Below are 18934 nucleotides of genomic sequence, written 5' to 3'. Positions count from 1 at the left end.
AGCAGCGGCCTGTCATTGCTGGTGCTGGGTAGCGCCGCGCTGGCAGCGGCCTGCTTCGTGCTCACCGGGCGACGCAAGGGTGATGCGGCGCTGATTGATTTTGCCCTGTTTAAAAACCGAGCCTACAGCGCCTCGGTATTCTCTAACTTTTTGCTCAACGGCTGCATTGGTACCATGATGATTGCCAGCATCTGGCTGCAACAAGGCCACCGTCTGTCACCACTGCAAACCGGTATGATGACGTTGGGGTATTTGATTACCGTGCTGGCGATGATCCGGGTGGGGGAAAAGCTGCTTCAGCGCTACGGCGCGCGCCTGCCGATGATGACCGGGCCGCTGCTGACCGCAACGGGCATCACGCTTATCTCCTGCACGTTTTTAAGCAAGGAGATCTACATCATCACCGTCTTTCTCAGTAACATTTTATTTGGGCTGGGGCTGGGATGTTACGCTACGCCGTCAACGGATACGGCGGTGATGAACGCGCCAGAAAACAAAGTCGGGGTGGCCTCTGGGGTGTACAAAATGGGCAGTTCGCTGGGGGGAGCGATGGGGATCGCGGTTACCGCGTCGCTCTATGCGCTGCTGCTGCCGCTGGGCATGGCCAGCGCCGCACAGTATGCGCTTCTTTTTAACAGCGCGATGTGTCTCGCTTCGGTGGGAGTGACCTGGGCGTTACTCCCTTCAGGTCGGGCCCCGCGATAGGCGGGGCCACGAAAGGGTCAGGCAATATTCAGATATTTGTGCGTCTGCATCGACAGACGCCAGTTGCGCGCAATACAGGTTTCAATGCACAGGCGCGTTGCATCGTCTTTCTGGCTGATAGGCTGCAGGGCAATCACCCGCTGCTTTTCATCCGTCAGGGTGGCCAGCAGTTCATCCAGCGCTTCGATATCACGTACGCGCCCTACCGGGTGCTTAATCTCATCCGCGCGCTCCAGCGCCTGAGACAGCACGTCATACCCGCCGCGCATATTCACTTTTGGCGATACCGTCACCCAGGTGGTGTGCGAGCAACGCACTTCATGGGTGCCGCTGGTTTCGATCTGGCAGCTGTAGCCGTTCTTTTCGAGCAGCTCGGTCAGCGGGGTCAGATCGTGGATGCAGGGTTCACCGCCGGTGATCACGACGTGACGGGCCGTCCAGCCCTGACGGCCAATAATGGCCAGCAGATCTTCGGCACTGCCCGCGCCCCACTTATCGCTCTCTTTGGTTTTCGCCAGAATGCTAAACAGCGACACTTCCCGATCTGCGAGCTTATCCCACGTATGTTTGGTGTCACACCAGGCACAGCCAACCGGGCATCCCTGTAAACGAATGAAAATAGCGGGAACGCCGGTAAAGTAACCCTCGCCTTGCAGGGTCTGGAACATCTCGTTAATCGGGTACTGCATAGTCATCTCAGTAAAGGGGATAAACGATAAGTATCGCAGATCCCCGCCGGATGGTCATGCTCCATCGATGCTTTACGCGCCAATCGCCGCCATAAACCGTTCCGTGATTTGCTGTGGACGGGTGATCGCGCCGCCGACCACCACCGTATGCGCGCCCAGCGCCAGACACCTGGCCGCACGTTCAGGCGTATCCACGTTGCCTTCGGCAACCACGGGCACCGTCACGGCCGCCAGCACCGCTTTCAGGAACGCGCAGTCGTTGTCAGGCAATACATGGCCCGCGGTTTCGGCCGTGTAGCCGTAAAGCGTGGTGCCGACGCAGTCGAAGCCCAGCGCCTGTGCCGTCACGGCTTCGTCCACGGAGGAGATATCCGCCATCAGCAGCACCGCGGGATAGCGTGAGCGGATGCGCGAGACCAGCGTTTCCAGGGATTCTCCGCCGGGACGTTCCCGCGCCGTCGCATCAAGCGCAATGATGTCCGGCGAGACGCGCATGAGCTCATCCACCTCTTTCATTGTCGCGGTGATAAACACCTCGCTTTCTGGATAATCCCGTTTGATGATGCCGATGACCGGCAAAGACACCTGCTGCTTTATGGCCTCAATATCCGCCACGCTGTTGGCGCGAATAGCCGCGGCCCCGCCCTGTGCCGCCGCCAGCGCCATTCTCGACATAATAAACGGGCTGTGCAGCGGTTCATTTTCCAGCGCCTGACAAGAGACGATCAGTTTTCCCTTCAGGTTTTCCAGTACAGTTTTCATTACGATAAGATCTCTTCCACTTCGTTTTTGATAATCGTGACGTGCGGGCCATAGATGACCTGAACGCCGTTGCCGCGCACGATAACGCTGCGCGCCCCGGTGGCTTTCAGCGCCGCGTCATTCACTTTGCTGCCGTCTTTAACCGTCACGCGAAGACGCGTGGCGCAGCAGTCCACCTCGTCCAGATTGTCTTTTCCGCCTAATCCGGCGATCACCGCAGCAGCGCGTTCGTTTTGCGGCAGACTGACTTCGTCAGCCATCGCCTCCTTTTCCCGACCCGGCGTCGCGAAATCAAAGCGGTTAATCAGATAGCGGAAGGTGAAGTAGTAAAGGAAGAACCACGGTACGCCGACCAGCGGAACGAACATCCAGTTGGTTTTGGCCTCTCCCTGCAAAATGCCGAACAGCACGAAGTCGATGAAACCGCCGGAGAAGGTTTGCCCGATGGTGATATGCAGCATGTGCGCGAGCATGAATGCCAGCCCGTCAAACAGCGCATGGATGACGTAGAGTACCGGCGCAATAAACAGGAACGAGAATTCGATAGGCTCGGTAATCCCCGTCAGGAACGAGGTTAACGCCGCAGAAAGCAGCAGTCCGGCAACGCGTTTTTTGTTCTCGGGTTTTGCCGTGTGGTACATCGCCAGGCACGCCCCGAGCAGGCCAAACATCATCGTAATAAAGCGCCCGGACATGAAGCGTGACGTACCCTCATAGAAATGTTGCGTGTTCGGGTCAGCCAGCTGAGCGAAGAAGATCCGCTGCGTGCCTTCCACGAGGTGTCCGTTGACGATTTCACTCCCGCCAAGCGCGGTGGTCCAGAAAGGCAGATAGAAGATGTGGTGCAGACCGAACGGGCCCAGCATGCGGAGAATAAAGCCGTACAGCAGGGTGCCCAAATAGCCGGTCGCATCCACCAGCCCGCCCAGACCAAAAATCAGCTTCTGGAAATGCGGCCAGACCACGGTCATGAGCGCACCGACGAGTATCGCCGCCAGCGAACTGATAATAGGAACAAAGCGCGAGCCGCCAAAAAAGCCCAGGAACTGCGGAAGCGCAATTTTATTAAACCGATGATGGAGCGCGCAGGTCACCAGCCCAATCACCACGCCGCCAAACACGCCGGTTTCCAGCGTCTGAATACCCAGCGTCATGCCCTGCCCCACGGCCCCCGGGTTCTCATGCGCCAGTTTGCCGGTGAGGATCAGCAGCGCGTTGATGGTGGCATTCATCACCAGAAACGCGAGTAACGCCGCCAGACCCGCCGTGCCCTTATCGCTTTTTGCCAGCCCAACGGCCACCCCAACGGCAAACAACACCGAGAGGTTCGCAAACACGATGGATCCTGCGCTGCTCATGATGGTGAAAATGGCCTGCAGCCAGCTCACGTCTAAAAACGGATAGGCTGCCAGCGTGTTGGGATTCGATAACGCGCCGCCTATCCCCAGCAACAGACCCGCCGCAGGCAACACGGCAATCGGCAACATAAAGGATTTGCCAAAGCGCTGCGCTTTTTCAAACCATCCTCCTGAAGAAGCCCCACTGAATATTTGCATCATTTTTTCATCCCCTCATTAAACGATGAAAATTTTTACCATATAAATATTTAATAGTGAAAATTATCATCACAAACCAGGACGACGATCATACTTTTTCAAAATGACTGGCATCTTTCCCCCGCTTTCCGCCACACTAGTCGCAGAGAAACGCATTAAGGATCGAGCATGTCAGACCATGAAAACCTGCTGCTGAAGCTACGCCAGGAGGCTTCCGGGTACAGCCCAACACAACAAAAACTCGGTGAGTTTGTCCTCAGCGATCCAGCCCGGGTGCTCTACCTGACGATCACCGAGCTGGCGCGCGAGAGCCACACCAGCGAGGCCAGCGTCACGCGTCTTTGCCGGACGCTGGGCTGCAAGGGCTATAACGAATTTAAAATGGCGCTTGCGCTGGATATTCAGCAGGGCCAGCCCGCGCGTCAGGCGGGGGATGAGATTGATAACGTGGTGGATGAGTCGGTGCAGGCATTGCAGGATACCGCCAGGCTTCTTGACCGCGCGCTGCTTGAAAAGGCCGCGCTGGCGCTGCATCAGGCGCAGTCGGTGCAGATTTATGGCGTTGCGGCCAGCGCGATCCTCGGGGAGTATCTCCACTACAAGCTGTTGCGTCTGGGGAAACCCGCACAGCTGTTTAGCGATATGCACCGCGCGGCCATGAATGCGACAACGCTTTCAAAAGAGACCCTGGTGGTGGCTATCTCCAGCTCGGGTTCAACGCGGGATTTACTCCACGTGGTGAAGCTTGCCCGCAAACGTGGCGTTAAGGTACTGGCTCTCAGCAATACGCCCCGCAGCCCGCTGGCGTCCCTGAGCGACATGCAGTTGGTGGCCGCCAAGCCAGAGGGGCCGCTTAGCGCGGGCGCGCTCAATGCTAAGGTTGGGGTCATGCTGCTGGTCGAGCTGCTGACTACGTCCCTGATTGCGCTGGATGGTCATTACGGCGACGTTAGCCAGCAAACAGCCAGCGCCACGCTTCCCCTTTTGCTCTGAAAATCATTCGCAGGCTAAATAAAACAGCCTGCGTCTTGTGTCGTCTGATTTCCGTTAAGGGGCGTTTAAATCATTTATCCGGTAAATGTTTGGTGTAACAAAGTATTATATTTATTACATTTTGAATTAAGCTAACCACCTGGTGGTCAAGCCATAAAAAACATTAAAATCAACACCTTAAAATATTAATTTTAATAAATTGAATTTTTACCCAACCTGTAATGTCCAATATCTCCACCTGATTTTCTTTCCTTAAAATAAGCTTAAGACGCCATTGATTTCGGCGTTTTATTATTTAAATGCCGTTTACTTTTGCCCGCCTACAATCCGCCTCATCAATCATAATGAGACGGTATTAATGAAGATGTTATTGATTACAGGCGTGACCGGATTTCTGGGTGGTGCAGTACTGGAAAAAATCCTGACCAACGATCAACCCGTAAAACTGCTTTTGCTCGCGCGTGCCAGCGATCCGCAGAGCGGGCTGGAGCGCGTGCTGGAGAACATGCGCAAATTCAACGTTCCTGAGGACAAACTGGCCTCTCTGAATGTGGATAATATCCTGATTGGCGACCTCAGCCAGCCTGAAGCCTTCCTGAACGATCCCCGTCTGGATCGGGTCACGCATGTCGTGAACTGTGCGGCTGTCGCCTCATTTGGTAACAACCCGCTCATCTGGAAGGTCAACGTTGAAGGAACGCTGGCGCTGGCGCGCCGTATGGAGCAGGTCTCAGGACTGCAGCGTTTCCTCCACGTAGGCACGGCAATGTCATGCACACCGGAGCAGGATTCCCTGGTCGCCGAAAGCGCGGAATTCAGAGAGAATGCTGAACACCTGGTGGAATACACTTATTCGAAGTCAACCATCGAACAGCTGATGCGCCAGGAATGTCCGAACCTGCCGCTGCTCATCGCGCGTCCGTCCATCGTTGTCGGCCATACCCGCCACGGCTGCACGCCGTCGAGCAGCATTTTCTGGGTCTTTAGCATGGGCCTGATGCTGCAGAAGTTTATGTGCTCCATGGAAGACAGGATCGACGTTGTTCCGGTGGATTATTGCGCCGACGCGCTGTTAATGCTGCTGAACAGCAACGCGCGTCCGGGGGAAGTGGTACACATTTCTGCCGGTGAAGAGAACAGCGTTCGCTTTGCGGATATCGATCAGGCGATGGCGCAGGCGCTGGAGAAAGCCCCCGTCGGGGATAAATATGCGCAGGTTAGCTACGAAACGCTGGTCAGAATGCGCCGCGAGTTGAAAACGATTTTTGGCCCGTGCAACGAACGTCTGATGCTAAAAGCCATGCGGTTATACGGTGCGTTTGCCACGCTTAACGTGCGCTTCAGCAACGATAAGCTGCTGAGCATGGGGATGCCGAAGCCACCCCGGTTTACGGATTATATCGCCCGCTGCGTGCAAACCACCCAGGGGCTGACCATTCCGGAGCAAATGGCGGTCGATTTTAAATAGCCAAAAAAAATGCCAGTCATTCGACTGGCATTTTCATTTTAAGGCTTAGGCGATTATGCCTGGCCTTTGATCTCTTTACGACCGTTGTATGGTGCTTTTTCGCCCAGCGCTTCTTCGATACGAATCAGCTGGTTGTATTTAGCAACACGGTCAGAACGGCTCATAGAACCGGTTTTGATCTGGCCTGCAGCGGTACCCACAGCCAGGTCGGCAATGGTAGCGTCTTCAGTTTCGCCAGAACGGTGAGAGATAACCGCGGTGTAGCCAGCGTCTTTCGCCATTTTGATCGCAGCCAGCGTTTCGGTCAGAGAACCGATCTGGTTGAATTTGATCAGGATGGAGTTAACGATGCCTTTCTCGATACCTTCTTTCAGGATCTTGGTGTTGGTTACGAACAGGTCGTCACCCACCAGCTGGATTTTGTTGCCCAGTACTTTAGTCTGGTATGCGAAGCCAGCCCAGTCAGACTCGTCCAGACCGTCTTCGATAGACACGATTGGGTACTGTTTGGTCAGGTCTTCCAGGAAGTGAGTGAACTCTTCAGAGGTGAACGCTTTGTTGCCTTCGCCAGCCAGAACGTATTTACCGTCTTTGTAGAATTCAGATGCTGCACAGTCCATCGCCAGGGTGATGTCTTTGCCCAGCTCGTAGCCCGCTGCTTTTACAGCTTCAGCGATAACAGCCAGAGCTTCTGCGTTAGAACCCAGGTTTGGCGCATAGCCACCTTCGTCACCAACAGCCGTGTTCATGCCTTTAGCTTTCAGAACTTTAGCCAGGTTGTGGAACACTTCAGAACCCATACGTACTGCTTCTTTCAGGGATTTCGCGCCAACTGGCTGAATCATGAATTCCTGAATATCAACGTTGTTGTCTGCGTGCTCACCACCGTTGATGATGTTCATCATTGGTACAGGCATGGAGTATTTGCCTGGGGTGCCGTTCAGTTCAGCGATGTGCTCGAACAGTGGCATACCTTTAGCAGCCGCAGCCGCTTTGGCGTTTGCCAGAGAAACAGCCAGGATTGCGTTCGCACCGAAGTTAGATTTGTTTTCAGTACCGTCCAGATCGATCATGATCTTGTCGATGCCAGCCTGGTCTTTGGCGTCTTTGCCAATGATTGCCTGAGCAATAGGACCGTTTACAGCGCCAACCGCTTTCAGTACGCCTTTACCCAGGAAGCGAGATTTGTCGCCATCGCGCAGTTCCAGCGCTTCGCGGGAACCGGTAGAAGCACCTGATGGAGCAGCAGCCATACCAACGAAACCACCTTCCAGGTGAACTTCGGCTTCAACGGTCGGGTTACCACGGGAGTCGATGATTTCACGACCGATGACTTTAACGATTTTGGACATTAGATTTTCCTCAGTACAAGTTAAACTAAAACTCCAGACAAACAACGCGTACCAAAGGTACGCGTTGCCGTTCTAACTTTTTTTACTTCGCCTGACGCTTCTGGTAGTCGCTGGCGGCCTTCACAAAGCCTGCAAACAGCGGATGCCCGTCACGTGGCGTTGAAGTAAATTCCGGGTGGAACTGGCAGGCGACAAACCACGGATGGTTTGGCACTTCAATGATCTCGACTAACTGATCATCCCCGGAGCGTCCCGCAACACGCAGGCCCGCGGCTTCAATAGGTTTCAACAACATGTTGTTGACTTCATAGCGGTGACGATGGCGCTCGGTAATGACCGGCTCGCCATACAGCTTGCGAACCACGCTATCGTCAGTCAGCTGGCAGGCCTGTGCGCCAAGACGCATGGTGCCACCCAGATCGCTCTTCTCGGTACGGACTTCGACGTTACCTTCTTCGTCACGCCATTCGGTGATAAGCGCCACAACAGGGTACTTACAGTCTGGCACAAATTCCGTAGAGTTCGCGTTTTCCATTCCCGCTACGTTGCGCGCAAATTCGATCAGCGCAACCTGCATACCCAGACAGATGCCGAGGTATGGAATATTGTTTTCACGCGCAAAGCGCGCGGTGGCGATCTTGCCTTCTACACCACGGTAGCCAAAGCCGCCAGGGATAAGAATAGCATCCAGATCTTTCAGGATTTCAACGCCACGCGTTTCAACATCCTGCGAATCAATCAGCTTGATGTTCACGGAGACACGGTTCTTCAGACCACCGTGTTTCAGCGCTTCGATCACAGACTTATAGGCATCCGGCAGCTCGATGTACTTGCCGACCATACCGATAGTCACTTCGCCTGCCGGGTTGGCTTCTTCGTAAATAACCTGTTCCCATTCAGACAGGTTAGCTTCCGGACAGTTCAAGCTGAATCGTTTACAAATATAATCGTCCAGGCCCTGAGATTTCAACAGGCCCGGGATTTTATAAATGGAATCGACATCTTTCATTGAAATAACGGCTTTTTCAGGCACGTTACAGAACAATGCAATTTTCGCACGTTCGTTCGCCGGCACCGCACGATCGGAACGGCAAACCAGGATGTCTGGCTGAATACCAATGGAGAGCAGCTCTTTAACAGAGTGCTGAGTCGGTTTGGTTTTCACTTCACCTGCAGCGGCCATGTACGGCACCAGCGTCAGGTGCATGAACAGCGCGTGTTCACGGCCAATGTCTACCGCCAGCTGACGAATCGCTTCCAGGAATGGCAGGGATTCGATATCACCCACGGTACCGCCGATTTCAACCAGCACCACGTCGTGGCCTTCGCCACCCGCAACAATGCGTTCTTTGATGGCGTTAGTGATGTGCGGGATAACCTGAACGGTGGCACCCAGATAATCACCACGGCGCTCTTTACGCAGAACGTCGGAGTAAATGCGGCCGGTCGTGAAGTTGTTACGACGGGTCATTTTGGTGCGGATGAAACGCTCGTAGTGGCCAAGATCCAGATCGGTTTCAGCGCCGTCTTCAGTAACGAACACTTCCCCGTGTTGGATTGGGCTCATGGTGCCCGGATCGACGTTGATGTACGGATCCAGTTTCATCATGGTCACATTGAGGCCACGGGCTTCAAGAATGGCTGCGAGGGAGGCTGCGGCAATGCCTTTACCCAGAGAGGATACGACCCCGCCGGTCACAAAAATATAGTTCGTTGTCATGCTGAACCTGAGAAGTTAGGGTGAAACGATGGAATAACCAGGACGGGAAAGTAGTATACCCGAACACGGCGAGCGCCACAAACTTTCATTCTCCGTCTCCATTCCAGGCCATGACAAACATAAGGAGTGAGAAAATAGCCCCTTTTGGGTAAATGTTTTTGACGCAAATCAAGCGCTTGTCATTTAAAAAATCACACAAATTGCGCTTGATCGCAAAATTTCGTTAGAGATCAGATTCCTGGCGCTTTACTTCCTGCCAGACTTCTTCCATCGCGTCGAGGTCAATACCGGTCATTTCCAGGCCTCGCGAGGCGACAATCCGCTCTACTTCGCGAAAGCGGCGTTCGAATTTCAGGTTGGCTTTTTGCAGTGCCGTTTCCGCTTTTACCCCCAGGTGGCGAGAAAGGTTGACGGTCGCAAACAGCAGATCGCCCATCTCTTCCTCAAGCTTTGCTTCATCCACCACCGCCTGCTGCGCTTCGTGCATGACTTCGTCAATCTCTTCGTGCACTTTATCCAACACCGGGCCGAGGGAGGTCCAGTCAAACCCCACCGCGGAGCAGCGTTTCTGTATTTTGTGCGCGCGCATCAGCGCGGGCAGGCTCAGCGGGATATCATCCAGCGCGGAGTGCTGGGATTTTTCTGCCCGCTCTGCACTTTTGATCTGCTCCCAGCGGGCCAGCACTTCGGTGCTGTTTTCTGCGGTGGCGTCACCAAAAATATGGGGATGACGGCGCTCAAGCTTGTCGCTGATGGCAGCGCAAATATCGTCAAAGTTAAAGCGCCCTTCTTCCTGCGCCATCTGCGCGTAGAACACCACCTGGAACAGCAGATCGCCCAGCTCGCCGCGCAGGTCGTCAAAATCTTCACGGGAAATGGCGTCCAGCACCTCGTAGGTCTCTTCAAGGGTGTACGGGGCGATGGTGGCGAAAGTCTGCTCTTTGTCCCACGGGCAGCCGTTTTCCGGGTCGCGCAGGCGTTTCATGATGCCGAGCAGGCGGTCGATTTGAGTCATAGTTCTGTCCTGATGAAAAAATGCCGGGTGGCGGCGTTGCCTTACCCGGCCTACGGAAGAGGATGTTTAGCCGCCGTGCAGACGACGTGCGTCAATCACATCCGGCACCTGGTTCAGCTTGCCGAGCACGCGGCCCAGCACCTGCAGGTTGTAGATTTCGATAGTCATATCGATGGTGGCAAGCTGCTCGCGGGTATCGCTGCGGCTGGCGACGCCCAGCACGTTGACCTTCTCGTTGGCGAGAATGGTCGTGATGTCACGCAGCAGGCCGCTGCGGTCGTTGGCGGTAACACGCACCACCAGCGAGTAGCCAGCGGAATAGCTTTCCCCCCAGACCGCTTCCACGATGCGCTCCGGCGCATGGGACTGAAGCTCGGCAAGCTGGTCGCAGTCGGAACGGTGAATCGAAATTCCGCGCCCCTGGGTGATAAAGCCGACGATATCGTCGCCCGGGATCGGCTGGCAGCAGCGGGCAATGTGGTGCATCAGGTTACCTACCCCTTCGACCACCACGCGGCCGTTGTCCTTGCTGCGCTGCTGCGGCGCGTAGGTTTTCTGCTGCAGCTGCTTCAGCGCCGCCGCGTCCTGCTCTTCCGCGCTTGGCTTATTGAACTGCGCCTGCAGGAAGTTCACCATCTGATTCAGACGAATATCACCGCCGCCAATGGCCGCTAACAGCTCATCAAGCTCGTTGAAGTTGTAGCGCGGCAGCAGGAATTTCTCCGCCTCTTTCAGGCTGATTCCGATATGCTCCAGCTCGTCGTCGAGGATCTGACGACCGGCAAGGATATTCTTGTCACGATCCTGTTTACGGAACCAGGCGTGAATTTTCGAGCGTCCGCGGCTGGTGGTGACATACCCCAGGTTCGGGTTAAGCCAGTCCCGGCTCGGGTTCGGCTGCTTCTGGGTAATGATTTCAATCTGGTCACCCATCTGCAGCTGATAGGTGAACGGTACGATACGCCCGCCAATTTTCGCCCCGATGCAGCGGTGCCCCACATCGCTATGGATGTGGTAGGCAAAATCGAGCGGCGTAGAGCCGGCCGGCAGGTCAACAACGTCCCCTTTCGGCGTAAAGACATACACACGATCGTCAAAGACCTGGCTGCGCACTTCGTCGAGCATCTCGCCGGAATCGGCCATCTCTTCCTGCCACGCAATCAGCTTACGCAGCCAGGCAATGCGGTCTTCGTGGCCTGAACGCGCCCCGCCGGACGTGCCTTCTTTGTATTTCCAGTGCGCGGCAACGCCCAGTTCGGCATCTTCATGCATCTGTTTGGTGCGGATCTGAATCTCGACCGTTTTACCGCCCGGGCCAAGCACCACGGTATGGATAGACTGATAGCCGTTCGGTTTGGGGTTGGCGACATAGTCATCGAACTCATCCGGCAGATGACGGAAGTGAGTGTGTACTATCCCCAGCGCGGCGTAGCAGTCCTGCAGACGCTCCGCCACGATACGCACGGCGCGCACGTCAAACAGCTCGTCAAAGGCGAGGTGTTTCTTCTGCATTTTGCGCCAGATGCTGTAGATGTGTTTTGGTCGACCGTAGACTTCGGCGCGCACGTTCTCTTCTTTCATCGCCTGACGCAGGCCACCGACAAACTCCTCGATATAGTGCTCGCGATCGATACGGCGCTCGTGCAGGAGTTTGGCAATCCGTTTATATTCCGCCGGGTGCAGATAGCGGAAGCAGTAATCTTCCAGCTCCCATTTCAGCTGACCAATCCCTAAGCGGTTCGCCAGCGGCGCATAGATGTTTGTACACTCTTTGGCGGCCAGCACGCGCTCGTCTTCCGGCGCATCCTTCACCTCTCGCAGGTGGGCAATACGCTCGGCCAGCTTGATGACCACGCAGCGGAAATCATCCACCATGGCCAGCAGCATCCGGCGAACGTTATCGACCTGCTCTGAGGAGACGGAATCGGTGTGCGCGGCTTTAAGCTGGCGGATAGCCGCCATATCGCGTACGCCGTGGATCAGCGCGACGACGGATTTCCCGACGCTGTCGCGCAGCACGTCTTCGCTGACCACGTCCGCATCCGCGAGGGGGAAGAGCAGCGCGGCCTGCAACGTTTCGATGTCCATGTTCAGCATGGACAGGATTTCAACCATCTCCACGCCGCGCCACAGGAGAAGATCGGCGTCGGGATGCCCCTGCGTGGTGCGCAGACAATAGGCCCAGGTTTCGGTTAAGCGTTCACACGACTGCTGGCTGGAAATTCCCAGACTTGCGATCCATTTTTGTGGGTCAAACTCCCCAGCTTTATTGAGATGTGCACTTCTTACCGCAACCATTGTCCTCTCCTTTAGGGACCAGGGCCTGTCGAAGTCGACAAGCCAAACAAATTAGATGTGCTCGAACAACACCATCGATTCCAGATGCCCAGTGTGCGGGAACATGTCCAGCATTGCCAGACGCTGAATCTGGTAACCCGCGCTGAGTAATGCCTCGCTGTCCCGGGCAAGCGTTGCCGGGTTACAGGAAACATAGACCACACGCTTCGGCGCGAGTTTAATAATATGTGCCATCACGCCCGGGGCACCGGCACGTGCCGGGTCGAGCAAAATTTTATCGAAGCCCTGCTTTGCCCACGGCTGTTGGGTGACATCTTCCTCAAGATTTTGATGAAAGAATGTCACATTTTGCAAGCCGTTCTGCCGCGCGTTCTCCTGCCCTTTCGCCACCAGCGCCTCAACGCCTTCCACGCCGACGACGCAGGCCGCTTCTCGCGCCAGCGGCAGCGTGAAGTTGCCCATTCCGCAGAACAGATCGAGCACCCGGTCGCTTTTCTGAACATCCAGCCACGCCAGCGCTTTCGCCACCATCTGCTGGTTAACGCCATCATTCACCTGAATGAAATCTCGCGGGCTGAACGTTAAGCGTAGCCCGTTTGACGCATACCAGGGCGCCTCACCGGTAACCTGTTCAAGTATCTCGCTTTGTGGTGCAAGGAAAAGCGCCAGGTCGTGGGAATGCGAAAAGCGTTCCAGTTTTTCGCGATCTTTTTTCGACAACGGCGCGGTATGGCGCAGCACCATCAGCGGGCCATTGTTTGCCATGACCAGTTCGACATGCCCAAGATGGCGAACGCCGTCCAGCCCGGAGAGGCAGATGCGCACTTCCGGAAGCAATGCCTCAAGATGGGGCACCAAAATGGGGCACTGCTTCACGTCAACGATGTCGCTGGAGCCGGCCTTGCGAAACCCCATCTCCAGCCGCTCCGTTTTTGGCTGATAGCTGAGGCTCAGGCGCGCGCGACGACGATAGCCCCAGGGCTCATCGGCAAGGATTTCGTTAACGTCATGTTTAAGCAGACGCGCCAGCGCGCGGCTTTTGCTTTTTTGCTGTAATTCTGTGCTCGCGTGCTGTTGCTGGCAGCCGCCGCACACGCCAAAATGAGGACAGCGGGGCGCCACACGCTCCGGGCTATCGTTGAGTCGACGCTTAACCTGCCCGCGCGCAAACTGGCGTTTATCTTCCGTCAGCGTAATTTCTGCTCGTTCTGCTGGCAGTAAACCTGTTATAAACAGAGCCTTACCATTGTGGCGTGCCACTCCCTGACCAAACGGATCAAGGTCCGTGGCCTCAACAGTGATGATTTGACGCGTCGTCACGCGTCGCTTTGCAGAGTAGAATTGCGCCATCGCCGAGATTTTTCTCACATAAACATAATTATCTTAATTGTCCCATAACGGAACGCCATGACCAACTACAGCCTGCGCGCGCGCATGATGATTTTGATCCTCGCCCCGACCGTTCTCATCGGTTTGCTGCTGAGTATCTTCTTTGTGGTGCACCGCTATAACGATTTGCAGCGACAGCTGGAGGATGCAGGCGCCAGCATTATCGAACCGCTTGCCGTCTCCAGCGAGTACGGCATGAACCTGCAAAACCGCGAATCCATTGGGCAGTTAATCAGCGTACTCCACCGCCGCCACTCGGACATCGTACGCGCCATTTCCGTTTACGACGAACATAACCGCCTGTTTGTCACCTCGAACTTTCATCTCGATCCGGCGGCCTTGAAGATCCCGGACGGTACGCCGTTCCCGCGTCACCTCACCGTACTGCGGCGCGGCGATATCATGATCCTGCGCACGCCGATCGTGTCGGAGAGCTATTCCCCCGATGAGTCTGCGCAGTCCGACGCCAAATCCAGCAATAATATGCTGGGATATGTGGCGCTGGAGCTGGATCTCAAGTCGGTCCGGCTACAGCAGTACAAAGAGATTTTCATCTCCGGCGTGATGATGCTGTTCTGCATCGGCATTGCGCTGATCTTCGGCTGGCGCCTGATGCGCGACGTGACGGGTCCCATCCGCAACATGGTTAACACGGTTGACCGCATTCGCCGGGGACAGCTCGACAGCCGTGTGGAAGGGTTTATGCTGGGCGAGCTGGATATGCTGAAAAACGGCATCAACTCGATGGCGATGTCGCTGGCGGCCTATCACGAAGAGATGCAGCACAACGTTGACCAGGCGACGTCCGACCTGCGCGAGACGCTGGAGCAGATGGAGATCCAAAACGTTGAGCTGGATCTGGCGAAAAAGCGCGCTCAGGAAGCGGCGCGTATCAAATCGGAATTCCTTGCCAATATGTCGCACGAGCTGCGCACGCCGCTCAATGGCGTGATCGGCTTTACCCGTCTGACCCTAAAAAGCGAGCTCAACCCTACTCAGCGCGATCACCTGCACACCATTGAACGCTCGGCCAACAACCTGCTGGCGATCATCAACGACGTGCTGGACTTCTCCAAGCTGGAAGCGGGCAAGCTGATCCTCGAGAGTATTCCCTTCCCGCTGCGCAGCACGCTCGATGAAGTGGTGACGCTGCTCGCGCACTCGTCGCACGACAAAGGCCTTGAGCTGACGCTGAATATTAAAAACGACGTGCCGGATAACGTCATTGGCGATCCGCTGCGCCTGCAGCAGGTCATTACCAACCTTGTCGGGAATGCCATTAAATTCACCGAAAGCGGTAATATCGACGTCCTGGTAGAGAAACGCTCGATCAGCAGCAATAAGGTCCAGATTGAAGTTCAGATCCGCGATACCGGCATCGGCATTCCGGAGCGCGACCAGTCGCGTCTGTTCCAGGCGTTCCGTCAGGCGGATGCCAGCATCTCCCGCCGTCATGGCGGCACCGGTCTGGGGCTGGTGATCACCCAGCGTCTGGTGAACGAGATGGGCGGCGATATCTCTTTCCACAGCCAGCCAAACCGCGGTTCAACTTTCTGGTTCCACATTAATCTGGACCTCAATCCGAACGTGCTGACCGATGGCCCGGTGACGGACTGCCTGAAAGGCAAGCGTCTGGCCTACGTTGAACCTAACGCTGCGGCGGCGCAGTGTGCGCTCGACATCTTAAGCACCACGCCGCTGGAGGTGGTCTACAGCCCAACCTTCTCCGCTCTGGCCGTTGAGCATTATGACATCCTGCTGATGGGGATCCCGGTCACCTTCACCGGCGAGCTGACCATGCAGCAGGAGCGCCTGGCGAAAGCCGCGTCGATGACCGACTACCTGCTGCTGGCGCTGCCTTGCCACGCGCAGTTGAATGCAGAAGAGTTGAAAAATGACGGGGCCGCCGCCTGCTTGCTTAAACCGCTCACCGCGACCCGCCTGCTGCCCGCGCTCACGGAATATTGCCGTCTTAGCCAGCATGCCCTTCCGCTGATTAACGATGAGCAAAAATTGCCGATGAGCGTGATGGCGGTGGATGATAATCCGGCCAACCTGAAGCTCATTGGCGCATTGCTTGAAGACCAGGTTCAGCATGTTGAACTGTGCACCAGCGGCGCGCAGGCGGTTGAACAGGCTAAGCAGATGCAGTTCGATTTAATCCTGATGGATATACAGATGCCGGGCATGGACGGCATCCGGGCCTGCGAGCTGATCCACCAGCTGCCGCATCAGCAGCAAACGCCGGTTATTGCTGTCACCGCGCACGCGATGGCGGGCCAGAAGGAGAAGCTGCTGAGCGCCGGGATGAACGATTACCTGGCAAAGCCCATCGATGAAGAGAAACTTCATAGCCTGCTGTTGCGCTACAAGCCGGGTCATATTGGCGGAACGTACACGGTTTCCAGCGAGCAGGCTGAGATAAGCGTTAATCAGAACGCCACCTTTGACTGGCAGCTTGCGCTGCGCCAGGCGGCAGGTAAACCCGATCTCGCCCGCGACATGCTGCAAATGCTGGTCGCGTTTCTGCCGGAAATTCGCAATAAGGTGGAAGAGCAGCTGGTGGGTGAAAACCCGGAAGATCTGCTGGACGCAATCCACAAGCTGCACGGTAGCTGCGGGTACAGCGGCGTACCGCGGCTGAAAAACCTCTGTCAGTTGCTGGAGCAGCAGCTGCGTGCGGGCACGCCGGAATCGGAGCTTGAACCGGAGTTTCTGGAGCTGCTGGATGAAATGGATAACGTGACGCGGGAAGCAATGAAGGTATTGGGGATCTGAGGTAGAAGCCCGGTGGCGCTACGCTTACCGGGCCTACAGGTGCACTAACGTAGGCCGGGTAAGGCGAAGCCGCCACCCGGCAATCACAGCTAAAATGCCAGCCCCACTTTCAGCACCGCCGCGATATTTCTTGCGGCCATCCTGACGTTCTCACCGGCATTTTCCAGCGCGTCTTCCAGCGAGCAGATGGTGTAGATCACGCTAAACACCGCATCAATGCCGTGATCGTGTACCACGCCAACGTCCGCCGTCAGGCTTCCTGCAATGCCGATAACGGGTTTGTTAAAGCGTTTCGCCACCTTCGCCACCCCCACCGGGACTTTGCCGTGGATCGTCTGGCTGTCAATACGGCCTTCACCGGTGATCACCAAATCCGCATCGGCCACCTGATCGGCCAGGTGTAGCGCATCGGTCACGATCTCAATGCCCTGGCGCAGCTGCGCGCCGCAAAAGGCATAGAGCGCCGCGCCCATGCCCCCCGCTGCGCCGCCGCCAGCAAGGTTTAGCACATCAATATCCAGGTCCCGGGCAATCACGCTCGCATAGTGCGCAAGCGCGTGGTCCAGGGTGACGATCATCTCGGGTGTGGCACCCTTCTGCGGGCCGAATACCGCTGACGCCCCGTCCTTCCCGGTAAGCGGATTGGTGACATCGCAGGCCACCTCAATCCGGCATTCCGCCAGGCGCTTGTCCAGCCCGCTCAGGTCGATACGCGCGAGTTTTCCCAGCTCGCCCCCGCCCAGCCCAAGAGGCTGTTCATTGTCATCCAGCAGCTTCGCCCCCAGCGCCTGCACCATGCCTGCGCCGCCGTCATTGGTGGCGCTGCCGCCAATGCCAATAATGATATGCTTAACGCCCGCATCCAGCGCGTGACGAATCAGTTCGCCCGTGCCCCAGGAGGTGGTTTTCAGCGGATTACGCTGCGAAGGTGCAACCAACTCCAGGCCGCTTGCCGCCGCCATTTCAATAAAGGCGCTCTGCTTATCTCCGGACAAGCCATAGAACCCCTCCACGCGCTCGCCCAGCGGGCCGGTCACCGGAACATGCACAATGCTTCCCTGCGTTGCTGCGATCATCGCCTCAACCGTCCCTTCGCCACCGTCCGCGACCGGCAGTTTCACATAAACCGCCTCGGGAAAGATCTCGCGAAAACCACGTTCTATCGCTGTCGCAACCTCAAGCGCACTCAAACTTTCCTTATACGAGTCCGGTGCGATAACAATTTTCATAAGCCATCCTTACGCATAGTCGTTACGTTAAGCATACACCACGTAAAAGACCGCTCATGGGAGCGGTCCCAATGCGTTTATCGTACCATGCACGGACGTTTATTGTCGAATGTCCAGTCCGGGATCAAATACTGCATCGCCATCGCATCGTCGCGCGCGCCCAAACCGTGTTTCTGATACAGCTCATAGGCCTTCATGACCTGATCCATATCCAGCTCAACCCCCAACCCCGGCGTGGAAGGCACCTGCACCATGCCACCTTTAATCTCAAACGGCTGCTTAGTCAGACGCTGATTACCTTCCTGCCAGATCCAGTGGGTGTCGATAGCCGTGATGGTGCCCGGCGCGGCGGCGGCGACGTGCGTGAACATCGCCAGAGAGATATCGAAGTGGTTGTTGGAGTGCGAACCCCAGGTCAGGCCAAACTCATGGCACATCTGCGCCACGCGCACCGAGCCCTGCATCGTCCAGAAGTGCGGGTCAGCCAGCGGAATGTCGACTGACTGGAGGGATAAGGTATGCCCCATCTGACGCCAGTCGGTAGCAATCATATTGGTCGCGGTTGGCAGCCCTGTAGCGCGACGGAATTCCGCCATCACTTCACGGCCAGAGAAGCCTTGTTCAGCGCCGCATGGATCTTCCGCATATGCCAGCACGCCTTTCAGCTGCTTGCCGATCGCGATCGCTTCATTAAGCGACCAGGCGCCGTTCGGATCCAGCGTCACGCGCGCCTGCGGGAAGCGTTTTGCCAGCGCGGTGATGGCTTCCGCCTCTTCTTCCCCGGCCAGCACGCCGCCCTTCAGTTTAAAATCGTTGAAGCCATATTTCTCGTAAGCGGCTTCCGCCAGGCGCACCACCGCATCCGGGGTCATTGCCACGTCGTGGCGAAGCCGGTACCAGTCGCACTGTTCTTCGGGCTGGCTCTGGTACGGCAGTGGCGTCAGCTTGCGGTCGCCGACAAAGAACAGATAGCCCAGCAT

General features: G+C 56.3%; 14 protein-coding genes. 4 read left to right on the top strand and 10 right to left on the bottom strand.

Translation table 11 applies throughout. From position 1 onward, the window contains the following. A partial coding sequence (locus tag LJA86_RS16895; RefSeq protein ID WP_229226464.1) for an MFS transporter occupies positions 1-705 on the top strand: 705 nt, incomplete at its 5' end. Between the two features lie 17 nt (positions 706-722). Here LJA86_RS16895 and queE read toward each other — a convergent pair. From queE to LJA86_RS16880, 3 genes are all read right to left on the bottom strand, one after another. Next, positions 723-1394 carry a 7-carboxy-7-deazaguanine synthase QueE gene (queE, locus tag LJA86_RS16890; RefSeq protein WP_021241905.1) on the bottom strand — a complete coding sequence of 224 codons (672 nt, stop codon included), beginning with the start codon at positions 1392-1394 and terminating at the stop codon, positions 723-725. A 72-nt stretch (positions 1395-1466) separates the two neighbouring features. After that, positions 1467-2156, bottom strand: coding sequence for an N-acetylmannosamine-6-phosphate 2-epimerase (locus tag LJA86_RS16885; protein WP_229226463.1), 690 nt, complete (start codon positions 2154-2156; stop codon positions 1467-1469). Beyond that, positions 2156-3715, bottom strand: a complete 1560-nt coding sequence (locus LJA86_RS16880) for a PTS transporter subunit EIIC (protein ID WP_229226462.1) — start codon at positions 3713-3715, stop codon at positions 2156-2158. Before LJA86_RS16880 ends, LJA86_RS16885 begins: the two co-directional genes overlap by 1 nt. 165 nt (positions 3716-3880) lie before the next feature. Between LJA86_RS16880 and LJA86_RS16875 the strand changes: the two genes are divergently transcribed. After that, a complete protein-coding gene (locus tag LJA86_RS16875; RefSeq protein ID WP_032675434.1) occupies positions 3881-4705 on the top strand; it encodes a MurR/RpiR family transcriptional regulator in 825 nt (274 codons plus the stop codon). A gap of 358 nt (positions 4706-5063) precedes the next feature. Further along, complete coding sequence (locus LJA86_RS16870) at positions 5064-6173, top strand: SDR family oxidoreductase (RefSeq protein WP_126533978.1); 1110 nt, start codon at positions 5064-5066, stop codon at positions 6171-6173. A 53-nt stretch (positions 6174-6226) separates the two neighbouring features. Here LJA86_RS16870 and eno read toward each other — a convergent pair whose 3' ends face one another. The 5 genes from eno to rlmD all read right to left on the bottom strand — a co-directional run bounded on the left by eno (position 6227) and on the right by rlmD (position 13908). Beyond that, positions 6227-7525: a phosphopyruvate hydratase gene (gene eno / locus LJA86_RS16865; RefSeq protein WP_229226461.1), complete on the bottom strand. Its 1299-nt coding sequence runs from the start codon at positions 7523-7525 to the stop codon at positions 6227-6229. 82 nt (positions 7526-7607) lie between these two features. Further along, positions 7608-9245, bottom strand: coding sequence for a glutamine hydrolyzing CTP synthase (gene pyrG / locus LJA86_RS16860; RefSeq protein WP_063622371.1), 1638 nt, complete (start codon positions 9243-9245; stop codon positions 7608-7610). 223 nt (positions 9246-9468) lie between these two features. Next, on the bottom strand, positions 9469-10260 hold the full coding sequence (gene mazG, locus LJA86_RS16855) for a nucleoside triphosphate pyrophosphohydrolase (protein ID WP_032675437.1): 792 nt from the start codon (positions 10258-10260) through the stop codon (positions 9469-9471). A 66-nt stretch (positions 10261-10326) separates the two neighbouring features. Beyond that, a complete protein-coding gene (relA, locus tag LJA86_RS16850; protein ID WP_008499628.1) occupies positions 10327-12558 on the bottom strand; it encodes a GTP diphosphokinase in 2232 nt (743 codons plus the stop codon). A gap of 51 nt (positions 12559-12609) precedes the next feature. After that, positions 12610-13908, bottom strand: coding sequence for a 23S rRNA (uracil(1939)-C(5))-methyltransferase RlmD (gene rlmD, locus LJA86_RS16845; RefSeq protein ID WP_229226460.1), 1299 nt, complete (start codon positions 13906-13908; stop codon positions 12610-12612). Positions 13909-13965: 57 nt separating this feature from the next. Here rlmD and barA point away from each other — a divergent pair, with 57 nt between their 5' ends. Further along, on the top strand, positions 13966-16725 hold the full coding sequence (gene barA, locus LJA86_RS16840) for a two-component sensor histidine kinase BarA (RefSeq protein ID WP_045908472.1): 2760 nt from the start codon (positions 13966-13968) through the stop codon (positions 16723-16725). Between the two features lie 89 nt (positions 16726-16814). Here barA and LJA86_RS16835 read toward each other — a convergent pair whose 3' ends face one another. Both LJA86_RS16835 and LJA86_RS16830 read right to left on the bottom strand, forming a co-directional pair. After that, entirely contained in the window at positions 16815-17954 is a 1140-nt protein-coding gene (locus tag LJA86_RS16835; protein WP_229226459.1) for a glycerate kinase, read from the bottom strand. Positions 17955-18031: 77 nt separating this feature from the next. Beyond that, the coding region (locus LJA86_RS16830; protein ID WP_229226458.1) for an enolase C-terminal domain-like protein at positions 18032-18934 on the bottom strand (903 nt) is incomplete at its 5' end.

This window comes from Enterobacter sp. TCD1-1 (assembly GCF_020567405.1).
Taxonomy (GTDB): Bacteria; Pseudomonadota; Gammaproteobacteria; order Enterobacterales; family Enterobacteriaceae; genus Enterobacter; species Enterobacter quasiroggenkampii.
Note: the sequence above shows the minus strand (reverse complement) of the source record. Positions and strands in the feature narration are given on the sequence as shown.